This window comes from Steroidobacter sp., from assembly GCF_036402275.1.
Taxonomy (GTDB): Bacteria; Pseudomonadota; Gammaproteobacteria; order Steroidobacterales; family Steroidobacteraceae; genus Steroidobacter.
This window is the reverse complement of sequence record NZ_DASWTF010000014.1, coordinates 1-17296: the sequence shown is the minus strand read 5'-3', so window position 1 is coordinate 17296 and position 17296 is coordinate 1. Positions and strand designations below refer to the sequence as shown.

The window sequence follows — 17296 nt, the reverse complement described above, 5'->3', positions numbered from 1 at the left end:
CATGTTCGAGTTCTTCTTCGTCACACCCGAAGCGCTGTGGCGTGCGGCGCTGGTGACGCTGCTCATCACAGTAGTCTCATCGGTGATCGGCACGGCCGCCGGCATCGCGCTGTGGGGCGTCTCGCGCGGGCCGCTGCAGCCCGCATTCGTACTCGCCGCCGACGTGGTGCGGATCGTGCCGAACCTCGTGATCATCTTTCTCGTCTACTACTTTCCCTACAACTCGTTCGGCCTCGTGCCGCCCGGCCCGATCACCTCGGCGATCGCCGGGCTCGCCATCGCGCAGTGCGCCTATACATTCGATGTGATCAGGACGGTCGTGCCGCAAGTGCCGGCCGCGCAGATCGAGGGCTTCAAGGCCGTGGGAGCTTCGCGCGAGGCCATTGCCCGGCATGTCTACCTGCCAAACATCTTTCGTCTGGCGTGGGCGCCGCACATCGCTCTGTGGATAGGCAATCTCAAGCTCTCCAGCCTGGCGTCCGTTATTGGCGCACCCGATCTCGCTTACGTTGCTCGCGTAGCTGCAGCCAACACGTTCCGGCTGTTCGAGGCGTGGATCGCGGTTTCGATCGTCTACGTCCTCCTGTTCGTACCGATTCTGATCCTCGGTCGGCGCGTCGAGCGTCTGGCGGCATTCCGACAGTGAGCGCGCAGACCGCTTCAGCGCCGGTGACGTTGGAGGTCGCAGATCTGCTCGTGCATCGGGGCGACCGATTCTGGCTCACCGTCGATCGGCTGCATGTCGCCGCTGGCCACTTGATCGCGCTTCTGGGCCCGAGCGGTGTTGGCAAGAGCACGCTGATGCGCGCGATCGCCGGCGTTCTGCCGCGTGTGCGCGGCATCGTGAAACACGACGAGCTCGGCGCATTGCCGCTGCACGAGGTTGATGAGGCAGCACACAATTGGCGCCGCCGCGTGCATGTGGTCGGCCAGGGGCAGGCGTTGCTCCCATACCTGCGCATCGATGAGAACGCACTGGTGCTCGCCGCGGATTATGGGTTGCCGAAGAACGGTGTGTTGCAAGAGCGCCTGATGCAAACGGCGCGCGACTTCGACATCGACTCGTTGTTGACGCGCTATCCATCTCAACTCTCCGGCGGACAATACGCACGCGCTTTACTCACCCGGTCGCTGATCTACGAGCCTCGGGTCCTGCTGCTCGATGAGATCAGCGCTTCCATCGATCCGCCGCTGGCGCTCGATATCATGCGGCGTCTGCGCGACCGTGTCGTACGCAGCGGGATGTGTGCGGTGTTCGTTACACATTACGTGGAGCTCGCCCGACTGGTGGCCGATGGAGTGATCTTCATGCGAAGCGCGGGAGAATGCCTGCAGCTGAGTAAAGCGGCGTTTTTCCGCACCGATGACCCGGAGATCAGCAGCTTCAGGTTGCAGGGTGATGGGGAGAGCGGACCCGAGTCATGAGCGGAGCAGGGCAGAGCAACGGCCCGGATTTCAGCAAGGTGGCCAGCCTGATCGGCGAGAGCGAGGCCACGGAGCTGAGCAATCATCTGGCCTTCAGCAAGGAATGGATCGAGCCATCCGGCAACATCCGCAGGTGGCTGACGACGGTCGAAGGCAGCCAGCTCAAGGCGGTGCCGGTCATTTGGGGCGGGCAGGAGTTCACGAGGCTGCATGAATCCTTCAAGAAACACGTTCGGTGCGCGAGGGTCGACTTCGTAGAGCCGACGGAGCGCTACGACCTGTTTCAATGGGCGGACGAACTGCAGCCGACGCTGGGGATTTTTCCGCTATATCTGTTTGGCGATCGTCGGGCCGCCTGGCGCGTTATCCCTCTTGGCAAGCAGCGCCGCGTCGCTATCGTGATGTCCGCCGGCATGGCGCAGGCACTGGCAGACCTGAACTGGAGGCCGCAGCCGCGACCGGCCAACAATCCATATGTCACCGGCAAGGAATTCGGAAAGCTGATCGCGGAGATCGCGCGTAGCGCCACTTGGAGAAAAACGCAATTCATCCACTTCGGCCTCGGGCATGCCGCCCCGAAGATACTGGCGCGCACCATCGAGGACCCGAAGGCATGCACGACCTTCCTTCAGACGCTGGACTATTGCCGTTCTCTGCCAAAGGTCAAAGTCGCTCGTGCCCGGGCTGTCATGCAGATGTTGGGAAACAGGAAGCCTGATGACAATCATGTCATTCACACCCAGGCGTTCCGCGATGGTTTGCAAAGAGCGCAGGCGAGGGGAGTTCTCGATGAGTTGATTGAGCGCCAGCGCGGAGAGTTTGTCTGCGTCGTCTCCGATCTTGGCGTGGCTGAATTCCTGCAATTGCAGGAGCTGGCTACCGGGTTGAGCCCGCCTCTGGAGATCTGGGATATCGAGCACGGCCTCGACATCCCGCTGGGTATCGGTCTCTCCATCCCGGCACTGATGTGGTTGAATCACCATGAAGCCACGGCAGAACGCATTGGCCACGCGATCAAAGAATGGTTTCTCAATATCGAGGAACGCCGTGATGAGATCGAGGCACGCTACGGCATAGCGCTGGAGAATCCGGGCGGCGACAGCCTCGCCGCTGATGCTGAGTTCGACCATCACGACCAATGGCTCACCAAGCACGCATCGCCCTTCCACCAGCCCGGAAAAGAGCACATCTTTATCGTCTGTAAAACGTGGCTCAAGCGCAAAAAGCTCACGGTGGCCAAGTCCGCTCTGCTGCGCAAGAAGCAGCAGGAATATCAGAAGGCGTGTGAGGACGGGACGGGTGACTTTGCGGAGCGGTGCGAACGGCTGAGCGCCGAAATCCGCGATCTTCTGGAGCCCGACGATGCAGGACACGATGAAGCGGATGGAGGAGACACCGCATCATGATCGATAAGCTCGTGAGATGGCTGTGGTTGACGCTCCCGACTCGGGGCCTCGAGACCGCTGCGGTGATCGTGCTGTCGATGGCGACGAATCTGCTCTTCTCGATGAACGAGACGGTTTGGCCCTGGGAAGTGAACCTGGCGCTCGTCGTCAGCCTGGTCATCGGCTCCGGCTTTCTGCTCATGGGCGCACAGGATCTACAGCAGCTGAAATCCAGCGCCAGAGAGCCTCTCTCCGCGCAGGAGTTCAGGATCCAGCTGGAACTGACGCTCGGTAGCTCGTACGGCGCCAGCATCATCCACTGCGGGTTCATTGGCTGGCTCTGCTGGCTCCTGGCGGTGATCATCGTCCTCACGTATCACATCGGCGCCGTGGTCGGCGGCTGGCGATAGTCGCAATGCGATGGAGCCGACCAAGCGGGCTTAGCCGGACGCCGCTCACAAATCCGAGCCAACTGATCGGCTTTCCTTGACAGAGCCGCGGTGCATTACGCAAAATCGCGCGCCTTCGATTTGACCCGCCTGTTCCCCGGTAGCTCAGTGGTAGAGCGACGGACTGTTAATCCGTTGGTCGCTGGTTCGAGTCCGGCCCGGGGAGCCACCTTCACGGCTGTAGGCAATCGTCGGCCTGCGGCGCCCTCCAGAGCGAGATCGAACTCGCCCGGTCGCCGGTCATCCTCAAGCCATTTCAAGTAGTAGGCCTGCTTTCGCTCGACGAAGCGCAGGGCGGACTGAAGCTGCGCGATATGCGCGGAGGTTCGGGCGTGATGCGCCTCAAGGAGTTCCAGCCGTTGTCGGATCGTCTTCTTGCCCTGCGCGGCGAGGGTGGCGTAGCGGCGCATCTCCCGTACTGTCATCCCGGCGTAACGCAGATGATCCAGGAATATCAGCCACCCCACATGGTGCGAGGTGTACACGCGCCGTCCGCCGGGATCGCGTGTCACACCGGGCATCAATCCCTGCTTTTCGTACCAGCGAATCGTGTGCACGCTGCGGCCGGTCTCGCGAGCGAGCCGGCCGATGTGAAAGCGCGTGCTGGTCTGGCTCATGCGACGGCCCAGGAGGGCGGCTCCAGCGCCGAGTTCACAAGGTCAGTGTCGAGGTATTCCGTGAGCTCCACCATTTTGCCCTCGTGCATGCGTATGACCAGGCAGTAGGTGTTGCAGTAGGGCTTGCCGGTCTTCGTCGTCACGTTGCCCCGACACTCCACCACGACAAAGTCGGCATCGGCGAGGATGCGCTTGGGCGTGTTCGTGTAGTGGGTTCCGAACTGAGTGAACAACGGGCGGGTCAGGCGCTCACGGATATGGGCTTTGCCCGTGAACGTGCCCGACCAGGGCGTCGTGCCGATCATGTGCCACGTGAAGTCATCCGCCATCGCCTCGCCGAAGGGCTGCAGGTCACCGCGTGACAGCGCCTCCATGATGCCCGTGACGATGGCTCGATTGCTTTCTGTAACGCTCGTCATAGGTCGCCTCCTTGGGTTGCGACCTATTTCTTACGGCCTAGAGCGTGCTCTAGGTCAAGCGGCCAATTACGCCGCCTGGGCGGCCCGCAGCGTTTTCTCCATGCGCTTGAGCGCCTCCTCCAGCGTCTGCATGCTGGTGGCGAACGACAGGCGCATGTGATTCGGCGCGCCGAAACCGCTGCCCGGAACGACAGCGACGCCGCCGTGAATCAGTAAGTGCTCGGCGAAGGCGTTGTCGTCCTTCACGCCGACGATCTTCATCGCCTTTTCCACGTGCGCGAACGCGTAGAACGTGCCGGCGCCTTCGAGACAGCTGACGCCTGGCAGCTTATTCAGTCCTTCGACTACGAAGTCATGGCGCTGCTTGAAGTGCTTGTTCATCTCGCGCACGCAGTTCTGATCGCCATTGAGCGCGGTGATCGCCGCCTTCTGAGCGATCGAGGAGGGGTTCGAGGTGCTCTGGCTCTGGATGGTGGACATCGCGGTGACGAGCTCAATGGGACCGCCGCAGTAGCCGATGCGCCAGCCCGTCATGGCGTACGCCTTCGAGACGCCATTGGTCGTCACGATGCGGTCGTATAACGCCGGGCACACCTGCGCGAGGCTGACGAACGGCTCCTTCGCCCAATAGATATGCTCGTACATGTCATCGGTGCAGATGATGACCTGCGGGTGCTTCACGAGCACGTCGCCCAACGCGCGCAGTTCAGCGGCCGTGTAGGCCGCGCCCGTCGGGTTGCTCGGGCTGTTCAAGATGAACAAGCGCGTCTTCGGTGTGATCGCGGCTTCTAGCTGCGCGGCGGTGAGCTTGTAACCCTGCTCAGGCCCGGCATACGGCGTGACGGGCACGCCATCGGCGAGTAGCACCATGTCCGGGTACGACACCCAGTACGGCGCCGGAATCACGACTTCATCGCCCGGATCGACCACGGCCAGGATCAAATTGAAGATGGTCTGCTTTGCGCCCGTGGACACCAGGATCTGGTTGCGCTTGTAGTCCAGGCCGTTCTCGCGCTTGAACTTCGCGATGATCGCGTCTTTTAGCTCCGCCACGCCTTCGACCGGCGTGTAGCGCGTAAAACCCTTGCGAATGGCCTCGACGCCCGTGTCCGCGATGTGAGTCGGCGTATCGAAATCCGGCTCGCCGACCCCCAAGCCGATGATGTCCTTGCCCTCGGCTTTCAGCTGCGCGACGCGTCCGGTCAGGGCCACGGTGGGGGAGGGCTTCACGCGTTGGACGCGCTTTGAAACTGGTAGACTCACAGCGGCACCGAATGACCTGAAGGAACGGAAAATCCCTGACAAACGACGGGATGTTTTCGTGCGATTGTAGAGCGATTCAGTCTTCGGCTCTATACGAACCGGCCTTGACTGCCTGGAAATCCGCCGTTCGAGCCCTATGTCTTCGGATCCTCTATGCCAGTATCCCCGCGCTCGCTGCCATCCATGACCGATAAGCCCGCCCAGACCCCGTTCCAGCTCAAGGGCGATTTCAAGCCCTCGGGCGATCAGCCGGCGGCGATCGCGAAGCTGATCGAAGGCATCGAGAACGGCTTGGCGCACCAGACGCTGCTCGGCGTGACGGGCTCGGGCAAGACTTTCACCATCGCGAACGTGATTCAGAAGATCCAGCGCCCGACGCTGGTGCTCGCGCATAACAAGACGCTGGCGGCGCAGCTGTACGGGGAGTTCAAGGATTTCTTCCCGGATAACTCGGTGGAATATTTCGTCTCGTATTACGACTACTACCAGCCCGAGGCGTATGTGCCGTCCTCGGACACGTACATCGAGAAGGACTCGTCGATTAACGAGCACATCGAGCAGATGCGGTTGTCCGCGACCAAGGCGATTCTGGAGCGGCGGGATTCCATCATCGTCGCGACGGTCTCGGCGATCTACGGCCTGGGTGCGCCGGAGACGTATTTGTCGATGGTGCTGCACCTGTCCCGCGGTGAGCATATCGATCAGCGCGCGATTCTGCGGCGGCTGACGGACATGCAGTACAAGCGTAATGAGCTTGATCTCACGCAAGGCACCTACCGCGTGCGTGGCGATGTGATCGATATTTTCCCCGCGGAATCGGAGCGGGAGGCGCTCCGGGTGGAGCTCTTCGATGATGAGATCGACTCGCTGCTGCTGTTCGATCCGCTGACGGGGGAGATCAAGCGCAAGATTCCGCGCTACACAGTGTTCCCGGGTACGCACTATGTGACGCCGCGTGATCGGCTCGTGACGGCGGTGGATCAGATTCGCGATGAGTTGCATGACCGGCTCATTGAGCTGAAGAACGCCGGGAAGCTGCTCGAAGCGCAACGGTTGGAACAGCGGACGCGCTTCGATATCGAGATGATTCGCGAGCTCGGGTATTGCAACGGCATCGAAAACTACTCGCGGTTTTTGTCGGGCCGGGAGCCTGGCGAGCCTCCACCGTGCTTGTTCGACTATCTGCCGCAGGATGCGCTGCTGGTCATTGATGAGAGCCACCAGACCATTCCGCAGTTGGGTGCGATGTACAAGGGCGACCGGTCGCGCAAGGAAACCCTGGTCGAGTATGGCTTCCGTCTGCCTTCGGCGCTCGATAATCGTCCGCTGCGATTTGAGGAGTGGGAGCGGCTCGCGCCGCAGGCGATCTTCGTCTCAGCGACGCCGGGTCGTTATGAGCTCGAGCATTCAGCGGGCGACGTCGTCGAGCAGCTGGTGCGCCCCACGGGACTCGTCGACCCGGAAGTCGAGGTTCGCCCCGTGCGCACGCAGGTCGATGATGTGCTCTCGGAGATCAAGCTGCGCGTCGCGAAAGACGAGCGCACGTTGATCACCACGCTTACCAAGCGCATGGCCGAGGACCTCACCGAGTATCTCGATGAGCACGGCGTGAAGGTGCGCTACCTGCACTCGGACATCGATACCGTCGAGCGGATGGAGATCATTCGCGATCTGCGCCTGGGCAAGTTTGATGTGCTGGTCGGTATCAACCTGCTTCGCGAGGGCCTGGACATGCCCGAGGTGTCGCTTGTTGCGATTCTCGATGCGGACAAGGAGGGCTTCCTGCGCTCGGAGAATTCACTGATCCAGACCATCGGTCGCGCTGCCCGCCATCTCAACGGCAAGGCGATCCTGTACGCGGACAACGTGACGGGCTCGATGAAAAAAGCGCTGGATGAGACCAGCCGCCGTCGCGCCAAGCAGTTGGCGTTCAACGAGGCGAACGGCATTACGCCCCGGGGCATCAAGAAGGCGGTGGCGGACATCCTCGAAGGCGCGTACTCGGATGCGGAGCGCGGGCCACTCAGGAAGGTGGCGGAGGCGACGCCGGATTATTCGCATCTGACCCCGGATCAGGTCATTCGGCGTATCAAGAAGCTTGAGCAGGAGATGCTCAAGCACGCGCGGAACCTGGAGTTCGAGGAGGCGGCCAAGCTGCGCGACCAGATCGCCCAGTTGCGGAAGTCGAGCCTCGGGATCGCGACCTCGAAGGCGGGGTAGGGGAATCGAAGCGGGATCGCTTGCCAGCGTCCCAAGTCGCCGCTATCCTTCCGGCCCCTTCGGATCCGCACCCAAATGCGCGCGTAGCTCAGCGGTAGAGCACTACCTTGACATGGTAGGGGTCACAGGTTCGATCCCTGTCGCGCGCACCATCAATCGCAGTAGATTCAACAGCTTGCATCGGCGATGGCCGGCGGGTGCCTTCCTGGTGGCGAACTGGTGCGCAAGTCCTTGCGCGCGCTCTCGCTGTCCAATCCCTGGAAACAGGGCGCACCTCCTGGTGGCGTGTGCATCATCGTCCACGCGGTCTCGCGTCGACCTCCATTTAAATCATCGCTACAGATCTGCGGTCTACAGCCTTCCTGAGCCCCCTGCACGGACGGACCGCTCCGAAGCTCCATTCCTGATCGAACTCGCCTGGCTTGATCACTCGCGATCCTGACTCGCTCCCTGCTGTGAGCTCGACGTCGGATGGTGGACCGCGCCGCCCACTCGTTCGAGTACGAGGTCGCCACAACAGAATCAGAATCGGGAGAGCACTGCGCCAAGTGTTAAGTACGTGAGAGTCAGCGGCGCAAATGAAGCGGTCATATGCACTATGGACCAGCACGGATGCACGGCTCTTGAGATCCCAAAGTGTCACGCGCTCGTCTCGGAGTCGCATCGATGGACTGACTCACAAGAATAGAAGTGCGTGTGGCAGGGGTTCAGGGCATCAGGCATGTCCGTTTCATTGTCATGGAAGAGCACGTGCGCTTACTCACATCTGGCCGTGCTCCTGACGCTGGTCAGCGCTGCATGCATCGCTACTTCCCCGAGCGACGCATCTCCGAACGGCGACGAGAGTGAAATTCGATTCTCTTTATCTGCTGGCGTCAGGTCGGCTCGTGAACACGCCGACAGTCTTGGTGTTCTCACTGGCTACGAGGTAGACCCGGGCGAATGCGGCAACGTGATGCTCGGTCCGCTGCCTGATGGGCAGTACACGGGCGAGGAGGCATGGCGGACGCTGGTAGATGGCGTATGTCGCTTGGAAGAGCGCCGCGACGCCAAGTCCGGGAAGATGATGCTATTTGCGAATACGACGAAGTGCACGTGCAGTTTTGGATTTCCCGAATTCACGCCCGTTGAGTCTCGGAGCTTACAGGTGACGAGTTCTCCGTTACCGATGCTCGGAGAATCTATTCCGAGCAGGGTCGTGGTGATCCATCGTAGAAACATCGAGGAAACAGGGGCTCCCAGCATTCCTGATCTACTACGTTATGTTTCGCAGACGGCGTTTCACCGTAGTTCAGGGTTTCGTGGCTCGGGAGCCCAGTACGCCGAACTTCGTGGGCTCGGCGCCGAATATACACTCGTCCTGGTCAATGGGCGTCGCGCCTTCGGGACCGCGTCTGACCTTACAACCAGCGCATTCGATCTCTCGGCCATTCCCATTAGTGCAGTAAAACGGGTTGAGGTCAGCCTGGACGCCAATTCCCTGGTACATGGAATGGACGCGATCGGCGGCATCGTCAACGTGGTGTTGAACGACAGTGTCGAGCCCGACGCAACGGTGCGACATGATTACATTGCAGGGGGAGGTTCACAAACGCATGCATCGATCAGCGGCGGCACGCGCGGAGACCGGGGCCGGATGGCGGTCTACTTCGATTATCAGCACTGGAGTGAATTGCTGGGGCGCGAGCGAGATCGCTGGAACAACCAGAATTTCACGCGTTTCGATGGCCGAGACTATCGCTCAAGATTGGCATATCCAGCGAACTTGACCTCGGTGGATGGTGAGAATCTGCCCGGCCTGCCTGCTTCGACGGCTGTTGCCGCAGTGGATCCGGACACAGGCTTGTTCGCTTTCCGGGCTGGAGAAGAGAATCGCACGAGTCTTAGAGCATTTCAGGCCATCGTTCCCGAGGGGTACCGGGCAACGTTGTGGGCGAACGGCTCGCTGCGCATCGGTCGTTCGGTCGCGACACTCGAGTTTCTCGCGAGCAAACGTGACAACGAACTGCAACTCGTACCGGCCATCGCTCCAGGGTATATCTGGGGCGCGAATCATCCGGAAAACCCATTCGACGTGCCGGTCAGGGTCGAGGCATCATTTGCCGGATTGCCTGCGCGGCGACAGCAGTACACCACCGACTCGATGCGCGCCGTCGGGGAGGTTGCCGGGCCGCTGGGTGATTGGGATTACTCTGTTTTCGTGGTTCACTCCGACGAAGCAGCGGAGGCGCGCATGCGCAACGCGCCCAATGACGCTGCCCTTGCTAGCGGGCTGCTGGGCGACGATCCCAACGGGGTCTTGAGCCTGTATAGCACGGTGCGTCCCACAGCCATCCCCGCCGCTCTGTTTGTGAACGCGCCGGCGGCCCGGTACCGGACGAGTGCAACTCACCTCCAAGGATCTCTGCAGGGCTCCCTGCTGCATCTTTCGGCAGGTCGGCTGGTCACCCATCTGGGCGTGGAGTACCGACACGAGCGCATGAATTTCGATACGAGCATTCGTGGAGCACAGCGCGAGATTGCCTCTGGCTTCGCACACGTGAGTCTGCCGCTGATCGATCCGCCAATGGATGTTTGGGGGGCATACGACGTGGGACTCCTCCTCGGCGTGCGATCGGATCACTACAGCGATGTCGGCACTGTCACCAAAAAGCAGCTGGGGTTGCTATGGCGAATGACTGAATCGATGAGCCTTCAGATCGCGACCACCCAGTCATTCCGTCCACCCTCGTTGGTCGACCTTTATTTCCCCCGGGTGGCTATAACGATGGAACTCGTCGATCCGAAGCGAAACGAAACAACGCCAGTGGAGTTGATGACGGGCGGTAACCCGCAGCTTCGACCATCCACCGGGCAATCGACCAGCCTCGGTGTTTCGTTCAAGGCAGAGAGTGGCTTGAGCCTGTCTGCTGAGTATTGGCGCATCAAAGTTCGGGACCACGTCAAACTGTTGGCGCCGATGACTTTGCTGGCGCATGAGGACGCCGCATTGCCTGGGCGCATCCGGCGAGCGATGCCAACTGAGGAGGACTTGGCGGCGGGACGACCCGGTAGATTGACGCACGTGGATTATTCGCGAGCCAATGTCGGCGGCGCATTCGGCGAGGGTGTGGATGTGGCGGCCGAGATGCCCATCAAAACGAGTATTGGTTGGTTCACACCACGAGTTGCAGTAACGCTCACGGACAAATTCGAGTATGGCGATCTGCCGACCGCGTCAATGGAGATGGAAAATAGGGTGGGCGTGGCTTCCGAGTATGGAACCATTCCGGCACAACGAGGCGTGTTCTCGCTGACTTACGATGGCAGGGCATTCAGCGCCTCTGTACACGCGCGGGTTATCTCTTCCTATCGCGACAGGGATCCCGCCACTGGGCTGCCGATGCAGCGTGAGGTGCCACATAGCACCGTGTGGGATCTCAATGTCTCCAAGGCTCTCTCGGATCGGCTTCGCGTGACTCTGGGCGCCTTCAACGTAACAAACAGGGAGCCGCCGTATGCGTATGTGGGCGGCCCCCTAGGCTACGATAGTTCACAGGGCTCGCTCGAGGGCCGCGAGATCTTCGTCACGATCAACAGAAAGTTCTAGCCAGCCGGGGTACGGTCCTCTTCCAAAGATGTGGTCAGGGTATTCCTGTGATATCCAGTGCTGTTTTGTTTCTGCACTAGCGTTACCTAGATCTAACAACTCAAAAGCGTCATGTTGCTGAGCGTTCATTGCGCGGATCCTCCGGTAAGAATGACCGCGCGACATACGGTCCTCAGGTGTGACAACTACGTCAATAAGTAGTGCGCAGCACCAGCAGATATCCCGCGTAAATGCAGCGGAGACCGGCTCAGGCTGCGACGCGGCCCTCTCTGGGAGGCGTAAATCGCGCGATGCGCTGCTCAGAGGCTGCCCGATGCCCCGGCTCGGTCTATGTATTCAATGGTGGCTAGATAACAACCATCCGGGGCGATCGCAGAACAACGATTCAGTGATGACGATCGCGCCCGGCAGCGGAAAAGGGTTACAGCGCAAGAATGGCTAAACACGTGAACCGCGAGGGTGCCAAGCCTCAGATCGCCTGTAGCAATGTGTTCGAACTGGCGCGCTCTCTCAGGACGAAGTCTTCCGGCGAGCAGGATGCCGTCGCGGTCGAAGATGCGGCTGCGAGTTCGATGAGCAGGAAAACATCAATCAACAATCTCAGGTGATCGAACTGCCGATGAACGAAGAATCAAAGAGTAAGATACGTAAGGTCATCAGGCTGCCACGCCCGTGGCATGGAAGGTCGTTGACTCCGAAGGAGAAGGTGCGGCGAAACGTCGCTTACGGCTCCATCGCCCTCGCAACAGTCTTGGGGGCGGCCTATGCATTAGGCGCAGTGAATGCTTTGAGTGCTTTCATGAAGACGAGGATGGCCCAGGCGCCTACTCAGGCTAGTGTGAGCGCGACGGCGACTGCGTTCACGATCAGCACTAATGAGGTGAGCACACAAGCACTTGAGGACGACACCGAGATCGAGCTGTCGGCCCACGCCACGGTGGATGTCGATTACACGCCGGGCCAGCGCGTCGTGCGCCTGCGTGCGGGTGGAGCGACGTTCGACGTTGCGAAAGACCCTAATCGGCCATTCATCGTGCTGGCGGATGGTCTTAGAGCAACTGCGCTGGGCACGAAGTTCCGGGTCTCGCTCGCGCCGACGGTTCGCGTGGAGGTGTATGAAGGAGTCGTCGGGGTCACCGAGCGGCAAGCCAAAGCCGGCGCAATGACTTTGAAATTGACGGCAGGACAGGTGTATCAGCGGCCCAACTCCTCCAAGACGCGGATCGGAGTGGTTCAGGAGCGCAACAAGCCGCCCTCGCTCTGATGCGGATGCATTTGTATGCAAACGGATTGGAAAACGGCGAAGTCTCGCTTGACGTGCTTGATCTTGTGAGTCCCCCTGAATCAGCTCACTGATTGTACCCTTGACACGGTAAGGAGTCACAGGTTCGATCCCTGTCGCGCGCGCCGCCTTTCCTGTCGATACAAAGACTTGCCTTCACAGGCTGCCCCTCCCGATGCCTCTCGCAGGCAAGTCGGAAGTTGCACATTCACGCCAGTGTCTCTTTCGACGAGGGTGTACTCCCTAGCCTCGCCGGTCTCTCATGGAAGGGGGTTCGCTTTCACCCAAGGATGCGTCACGCAAATGTCATCAGCTACTGGATCGTTGGCCGAGTTTGCCGCCAGGTGGTACCTCCGGTGCATCGACGGTGAACTTTCCGTCAGCGAACGTCGAGAACTGCGGGCGTGGTTGCACGCGTCCGCAAGTCATCGCGAGGAACTGCTCGCGATGAGCGACATCGATAGTGCGCTGTTCTGTGCATTTGATCCGCAATTCGGCCGTGCACGGAGATTGGAAGCTGCTGCAGCGTTGTTTCAGGTGCTCACCGAATGCACGGTGGACCTGGAGCACGACACGAATGACTCGCAGGGTGAGAATAGTCCAACAGTGCCGCCTGTTTGGCTGATGTCCTAGGCGGCAGGACTTAGACGATGAAGCTGCCGCGAGTCGCGGATCTGGTCGAGCAGGCAGCGGCGAAGGTGCTCATCTACGTCCCAAACGAACCCACTCACTAGCGCAGCCTCCCAGGGCACAGACGCGATCGGCGGGATCGTCAACGTGATCCTGAGCGATCAGGTCAAGCCGACGCTGGCGGTGGGATATGGGAGTTTCCGCGGGGGTGGGGCGCAGAAACATGCGTCCATTAGTGGGGGCGCGTGCAGCGAACGGATGCGCCTCTCCATCTTTATCGATGCGGAGCAACAGGACGAGTTGCTCGGCCGCGAGCGTGACCGATGGAGGGACCAGGATTTTCGGCGCTTCGGAGGCTACGACTATCGTTCACGACTCGCCTCGCCACCGAACATACAGTCGGTTGACGGTGGGAATTTGCCGGGCACGGCGGCGCCGGTCGCGGAGATCAGCGCGGACACCGGACGTTCGAGTTCCTCGCGGGCCGAGAGAATCGAACCAGCTTGCGCGCATATCAGGCCATCGTGCCTCAAGGCGCGCGGGCCAGCTTGGTCGCGAAGGGTTCTGCGCGTCTGGGTGCCATCGATCTTTCGCTGGAAGCCCTCGCGGTCCGACGTGAGAGCGAACTTCAATTCTATCCTTCGATCGTATCCGGCTGGATGGGCGCCACTCATCCAGAGAATCCCTATGATGTGCCCGTGCACGTGGATGCGCTGCTTGCAGGCTTACCCGCGCAGCGTTATCGGGTGGAGACCGTTTCCACCCGCTCGGCTGTGGCGCTAGGAGGATCTTGGGGCCGCTGGACGTACGACGCATTCATAGTCGGCGCGAATGAAGAGGCGAAGGCGCAGCTACGCAACTTGCCGGATCCGGCCGCGATTGCGCAGGCGCTCATTGCGGAGGAGCCGAGCGATGCGCTCAGTTTGTACAGTACGTCGCGCGCCGTCGCGGTCCCTGAGCACCTCTTGGAGGACGGGCCCGTCGAACGTTATATGGCCAATGCATCGCAGGTGCAGGCTTCTCTACGCGGGCCGCTGTTGCAGTTGCCGGCGGGTGCTTTGAGCTGCAACGTCGGCGTGGACTATCGTCGCGAACTCATGGGTTTCAATCTGCGGCTCAAGGATGCCGATCGAGCGGTGATGTCAAGCTTCGCGGCGTGTCGGGTCCCGCTCATTGATTCAAATATGAGCTTTCCAGTGATTGAGGCGTTGGACCTGGGGCTCGGAATCAGAGGAGATAACTACAGTGACATTGGTCGGGTGACCAAGCAGCAATTCGGTGTGTCCTGGCAGATGACCGATTCGCTCCGGTGGCAAGCGTCGCGCGCCGAATCCTTCCGGCCACCCTCATTGGCCGAGCTCTATTGGCGACGCGTGGTCGCTCCGATGGTGATCTACGATCCGAAACGGGACGAAACAGCGCCCATTACTATAACCACCGGTGGCAATCCACAACTGCGGGCCACCTCACGGCAGTCCAGCAGCGTCAGCGTCTCCTTTCAGCCAAGAGAGTCATGGCAGCTCTCTGCGGAGTACTGGCGGATCAAGACGCGTGGCCATATCGCCGCGTTGGCGCCCGGAACGCTGCTCGCGTACGAGGATTTCGTGTTACCTGGACGAATCCTGCGAGAACCTCCCTCGGCTGAAGACGCGCGCATGGGACGCCCTGGAAAGCTGTCGTGGCTCGATGTTTCTCGAGCGAATGTGGGCGGCGCGACGACCCAAGGCGTGGATCTGTCCGCTGAAGCGGTCTTCACGACATCGGTCGGCACGTTTCAGCCCAGATTGCTGATGTCACTGACGGATAAGTTTTTATACAGCGATCTGCCGATCAGAAACAGTTGGTGGGAGGACCGCGCCGGCACCGCTTCGGAATTCGGGACTATTCCCAAAAAGCGCGCGATCGCATCGCTCACCTATACGCGCAACCAGTGGCGCGCATCCGTTCATGCGCGCGTGATCTCCTCTTATCGGGATAGGGATTTGATCACGGGTGAGCCGATGCAACGCCGTGTGAGCGGCGGGGCAGTGTGGGATCTCCACGTCGCGCGAGACATCGGAAATCATTTCCGCTTCACGGCCGGGGCGTTCAATGTGACCAACGAGGAGCCGCCATTTGCGCACGTCGGCGGTTCGCTCGGGTTCGATCCTTCCCAGGGCGATCTTGCGGGCCGACAAATCTATGGTCGCCTGAGTGCGGCATTCGACTGACCTCGATTAGGTCAGAAGATGTAAGTGTTGGTTCGAGGGAGGGTGTTCCGTTCCTTGCCCGAGGGATAGAGCGTTCGCCGCTCCGCCTTGCTCCCTCTTGAGCCTCAGGAACACGGATGCGGTCACCTATAAGGGTTTAGGCCCGCTGCAGCCAACAGTCGTAATCAGTGAAGCGGCCGAAAACCAATCCCACAAGTAGCAAGATCAGCGATACTGCTGGTGCCAAGCCAAGCGACAGCAGCGACAGAACGATAACCACCAACCAGAAGAGATTTCGGTTGCGCTTGCTCATTGTTGTTCGTCGTACGAGATGCGTCTTGAGCAATTCGGCGCGTTGGTTGAGTCCGGCCAGCTGACTCGCAGTGTACCTGCCGCTGGCCGTTCTCTTGGCGAGGGTGACGATGCGTCCTCGATAGTTGTGAATGGTGAAATGATGCGTACCCCAGCCAGTGCCGGCTTCAGAGCCTGTGGTCTTGTAATAATGAAGTTCCACCAGGGCATTGGCACCGACGCGCATAGCGTTTTCCCTGACAGCCTGGCGAGCTGAATCGGGTGAGTCGCAAGATGTTCCGTGAACGATCCAATTCCCACGCTCGATGATTTCCCAGCCCCGGACACTGCTTGATCGCGAAGCAATGAATTCATCAGGTGTCGTATAGGTAGGTACCTGCGAGGCATCGACCAGGATGCAATTTCTCGCTTTATATCCTCTCGGGGTGGCTTGTTGGTCGAACTCGACGATCGCTTGTTCGCACAGCTGTGCGATCTGGCTTCTGTTTCGAAATTCGTTCTCATGGAAGAAGTAAGCCTTGCCATCACTCCCCTCGATGAACCCGTACTTCTTTTCCGGCAAATAACTCCGGATGATTCCTTTCATCATGATTCTCTCACCACGTCTCGATGAGACGTGACTGAACAGCAGCGTCCCAGAATCGGGAGGCGGAAACTCAGGCGAAATTACGTATCATTAGTTTCGCCTATGTCAAGTGCGAAGGATCGCGAGAACATGACAGCGTGTCGTCGCAGAAATAGATCGAGATGTATACAAGGTAAAGTTCGCCCTTCGCCTGAGGGCTGGACATGGCGCCGGCCCATGATGGCGACGCCGGAAGATCTGATTGAAACGCGAGTTAGAGGATCCAGTCGGCGACTGAATCGTTAGGCGAGCCAAGAAGCATGCGCAATCTCTCGATCAAACCAGGTTGCTTCGTTGCTCGTTCCTGAATTGGTGCACATCTCGCCCGAATCAGCAAGGAGTGGCGTTCATACAGGTCCTTCACGCCTTCATTCGACACCACACCGTTGAGACCACAGCAAACGATGCCATCCGAAACTTGCGCATGACGAGGCAGAGATTCAACAGATTTCCCGACGGGGACCGCCTGCGGCAGGGCGGTCAATGCGACGCGCTTTTCTTCGGGTCTGCTCACAGCATAAGACTGGATGAGTCAAGGCTTCGCGGCCATGCCAAACCTGCGCGCTGGAAAAGTGGAGCGTGCGTTGACTTCGCGGCTATCGAGCGGATTGAGAAGGTTCATGAAGGCGGGAGCCATCACGCCAACCCCATATAACCCGCAAACTCAGATCTGAATGTCAAGTGAGGTGCTCGAACCTCAAGTATTGCAGTTTCGACAAAAGCTGTACGCTATCAGACGATGTGCTTAAATGTACTAGTCTCGACTCGATCTGACAGTTACCCGGCTCTCCGGTGATTGTCTGTCAGATCAAGTTACGCGATCGACTTCTCTCGACAGATTCGCTTGCCGTCTTCGAACGTCGCCATCGGCGTTCGTCCACAGCACATTTT

General features: G+C 60.0%; 12 protein-coding genes, 2 tRNA genes and 2 pseudogenes. 12 read left to right on the top strand and 4 right to left on the bottom strand.

What is annotated here, in order from left to right:
* Nucleotide 1: 1 nt before the first annotated feature.
* The 5 genes from VGD45_RS07075 (at nt 2) to VGD45_RS07055 (ending at nt 3428) form a co-directional block, all read left to right on the top strand.
* Complete coding sequence (locus tag VGD45_RS07075) at nt 2-646, top strand: ABC transporter permease subunit (protein ID WP_331154576.1); 645 nt, start codon at nt 2-4, stop codon at nt 644-646.
* Nucleotides 643-1425, top strand: coding sequence for an ATP-binding cassette domain-containing protein (locus VGD45_RS07070; RefSeq protein ID WP_331154575.1), 783 nt, complete (start codon nt 643-645; stop codon nt 1423-1425). The genes VGD45_RS07075 and VGD45_RS07070 overlap by 4 nt, the downstream gene beginning before the upstream one ends.
* Nucleotides 1422-2831: a hypothetical protein gene (locus VGD45_RS07065; RefSeq protein ID WP_331154574.1), complete on the top strand. Its 1410-nt coding sequence runs from the start codon at nt 1422-1424 to the stop codon at nt 2829-2831. The genes VGD45_RS07070 and VGD45_RS07065 overlap by 4 nt, the downstream gene beginning before the upstream one ends.
* Nucleotides 2828-3220: a hypothetical protein gene (locus tag VGD45_RS07060; RefSeq protein WP_331154573.1), complete on the top strand. Its 393-nt coding sequence runs from the start codon at nt 2828-2830 to the stop codon at nt 3218-3220. The genes VGD45_RS07065 and VGD45_RS07060 overlap by 4 nt, the downstream gene beginning before the upstream one ends.
* A 133-nt stretch (nt 3221-3353) precedes the next feature.
* Nucleotides 3354-3428 (top strand) — tRNA-Asn (locus VGD45_RS07055).
* A gap of 136 nt (nt 3429-3564) precedes the next feature.
* Here VGD45_RS07055 and VGD45_RS34060 read toward each other — a convergent pair.
* The 3 genes and pseudogenes from VGD45_RS34060 to VGD45_RS07045 all read right to left on the bottom strand — a co-directional run.
* Nucleotides 3565-3876, bottom strand: a pseudogene (locus VGD45_RS34060) (MerR family transcriptional regulator); the annotation flags it as partial.
* A complete protein-coding gene (locus VGD45_RS07050; protein WP_331154572.1) occupies nt 3873-4295 on the bottom strand; it encodes a nuclear transport factor 2 family protein in 423 nt (140 codons plus the stop codon). The pseudogene VGD45_RS34060 and the gene VGD45_RS07050, both read right to left, overlap by 4 nt.
* Before the next feature lie 66 nt (nt 4296-4361).
* Complete coding sequence (locus tag VGD45_RS07045) at nt 4362-5558, bottom strand: pyridoxal phosphate-dependent aminotransferase (RefSeq protein WP_349263231.1); 1197 nt, start codon at nt 5556-5558, stop codon at nt 4362-4364.
* A 183-nt stretch (nt 5559-5741) separates the two neighbouring features.
* On the opposite strand from VGD45_RS07045, the gene uvrB reads away from it, so the two are divergent.
* From uvrB to VGD45_RS07015, 7 genes and pseudogenes are all read left to right on the top strand, one after another.
* Nucleotides 5742-7778 carry an excinuclease ABC subunit UvrB gene (gene uvrB, locus VGD45_RS07040; RefSeq protein WP_331154826.1) on the top strand — a complete coding sequence of 679 codons (2037 nt, stop codon included), beginning with the start codon at nt 5742-5744 and terminating at the stop codon, nt 7776-7778.
* 77 nt (nt 7779-7855) lie between these two features.
* Nucleotides 7856-7930, top strand: a tRNA-Val gene (locus VGD45_RS07035).
* 569 nt (nt 7931-8499) lie between these two features.
* Nucleotides 8500-11367 carry a TonB-dependent receptor domain-containing protein gene (locus VGD45_RS07030; RefSeq protein WP_331154570.1) on the top strand — a complete coding sequence of 956 codons (2868 nt, stop codon included), beginning with the start codon at nt 8500-8502 and terminating at the stop codon, nt 11365-11367.
* Nucleotides 11368-12166: 799 nt separating this feature from the next.
* Nucleotides 12167-12631, top strand: coding sequence for a FecR domain-containing protein (locus VGD45_RS07025; RefSeq protein ID WP_331154569.1), 465 nt, complete (start codon nt 12167-12169; stop codon nt 12629-12631).
* A 321-nt stretch (nt 12632-12952) separates the two neighbouring features.
* Nucleotides 12953-13078, top strand: a pseudogene (locus tag VGD45_RS34310) (FecR/PupR family sigma factor regulator); the annotation flags it as partial.
* An 18-nt stretch (nt 13079-13096) separates the two neighbouring features.
* Entirely contained in the window at nt 13097-13282 is a 186-nt protein-coding gene (locus VGD45_RS07020) for a hypothetical protein (RefSeq protein WP_331154568.1), read from the top strand.
* A 500-nt stretch (nt 13283-13782) separates the two neighbouring features.
* Nucleotides 13783-15489, top strand: a complete 1707-nt coding sequence (locus VGD45_RS07015; RefSeq protein ID WP_331154567.1) for a TonB-dependent receptor domain-containing protein — start codon at nt 13783-13785, stop codon at nt 15487-15489.
* A 136-nt stretch (nt 15490-15625) separates the two neighbouring features.
* Here VGD45_RS07015 and VGD45_RS07010 read toward each other — a convergent pair whose 3' ends face one another.
* Nucleotides 15626-16369 carry a cold shock domain-containing protein gene (locus tag VGD45_RS07010; RefSeq protein WP_331154566.1) on the bottom strand — a complete coding sequence of 248 codons (744 nt, stop codon included), beginning with the start codon at nt 16367-16369 and terminating at the stop codon, nt 15626-15628.
* Nucleotides 16370-17296: the final 927 nt, after the last annotated feature.

What these genes read in the sequence shown, in the direction of transcription:
- VGD45_RS07075 (WP_331154576.1), top strand. Translation starts at nt 2, where the DNA reads ATGTTCGAGTTCTTCTTCGTCACACCCGAAGCGCTGTGGCGTGCGGCG.
- VGD45_RS07065 (WP_331154574.1), top strand. Translation starts at nt 1,422, where the DNA reads ATGAGCGGAGCAGGGCAGAGCAACGGCCCGGATTTCAGCAAGGTGGCC.
- VGD45_RS07060 (WP_331154573.1), top strand. Translation starts at nt 2,828, where the DNA reads ATGATCGATAAGCTCGTGAGATGGCTGTGGTTGACGCTCCCGACTCGG.
- VGD45_RS07050 (WP_331154572.1), bottom strand. Translation starts at nt 4,295, where the DNA reads ATGACGAGCGTTACAGAAAGCAATCGAGCCATCGTCACGGGCATCATG.
- uvrB (WP_331154826.1), top strand. Translation starts at nt 5,742, where the DNA reads ATGACCGATAAGCCCGCCCAGACCCCGTTCCAGCTCAAGGGCGATTTC.
- VGD45_RS07030 (WP_331154570.1), top strand. Translation starts at nt 8,500, where the DNA reads ATGTCCGTTTCATTGTCATGGAAGAGCACGTGCGCTTACTCACATCTG.
- VGD45_RS07025 (WP_331154569.1), top strand. Translation starts at nt 12,167, where the DNA reads ATGAAGACGAGGATGGCCCAGGCGCCTACTCAGGCTAGTGTGAGCGCG.
- VGD45_RS07020 (WP_331154568.1), top strand. Translation starts at nt 13,097, where the DNA reads ATGAGCGACATCGATAGTGCGCTGTTCTGTGCATTTGATCCGCAATTC.
- VGD45_RS07010 (WP_331154566.1), bottom strand. Translation starts at nt 16,369, where the DNA reads ATGATGAAAGGAATCATCCGGAGTTATTTGCCGGAAAAGAAGTACGGG.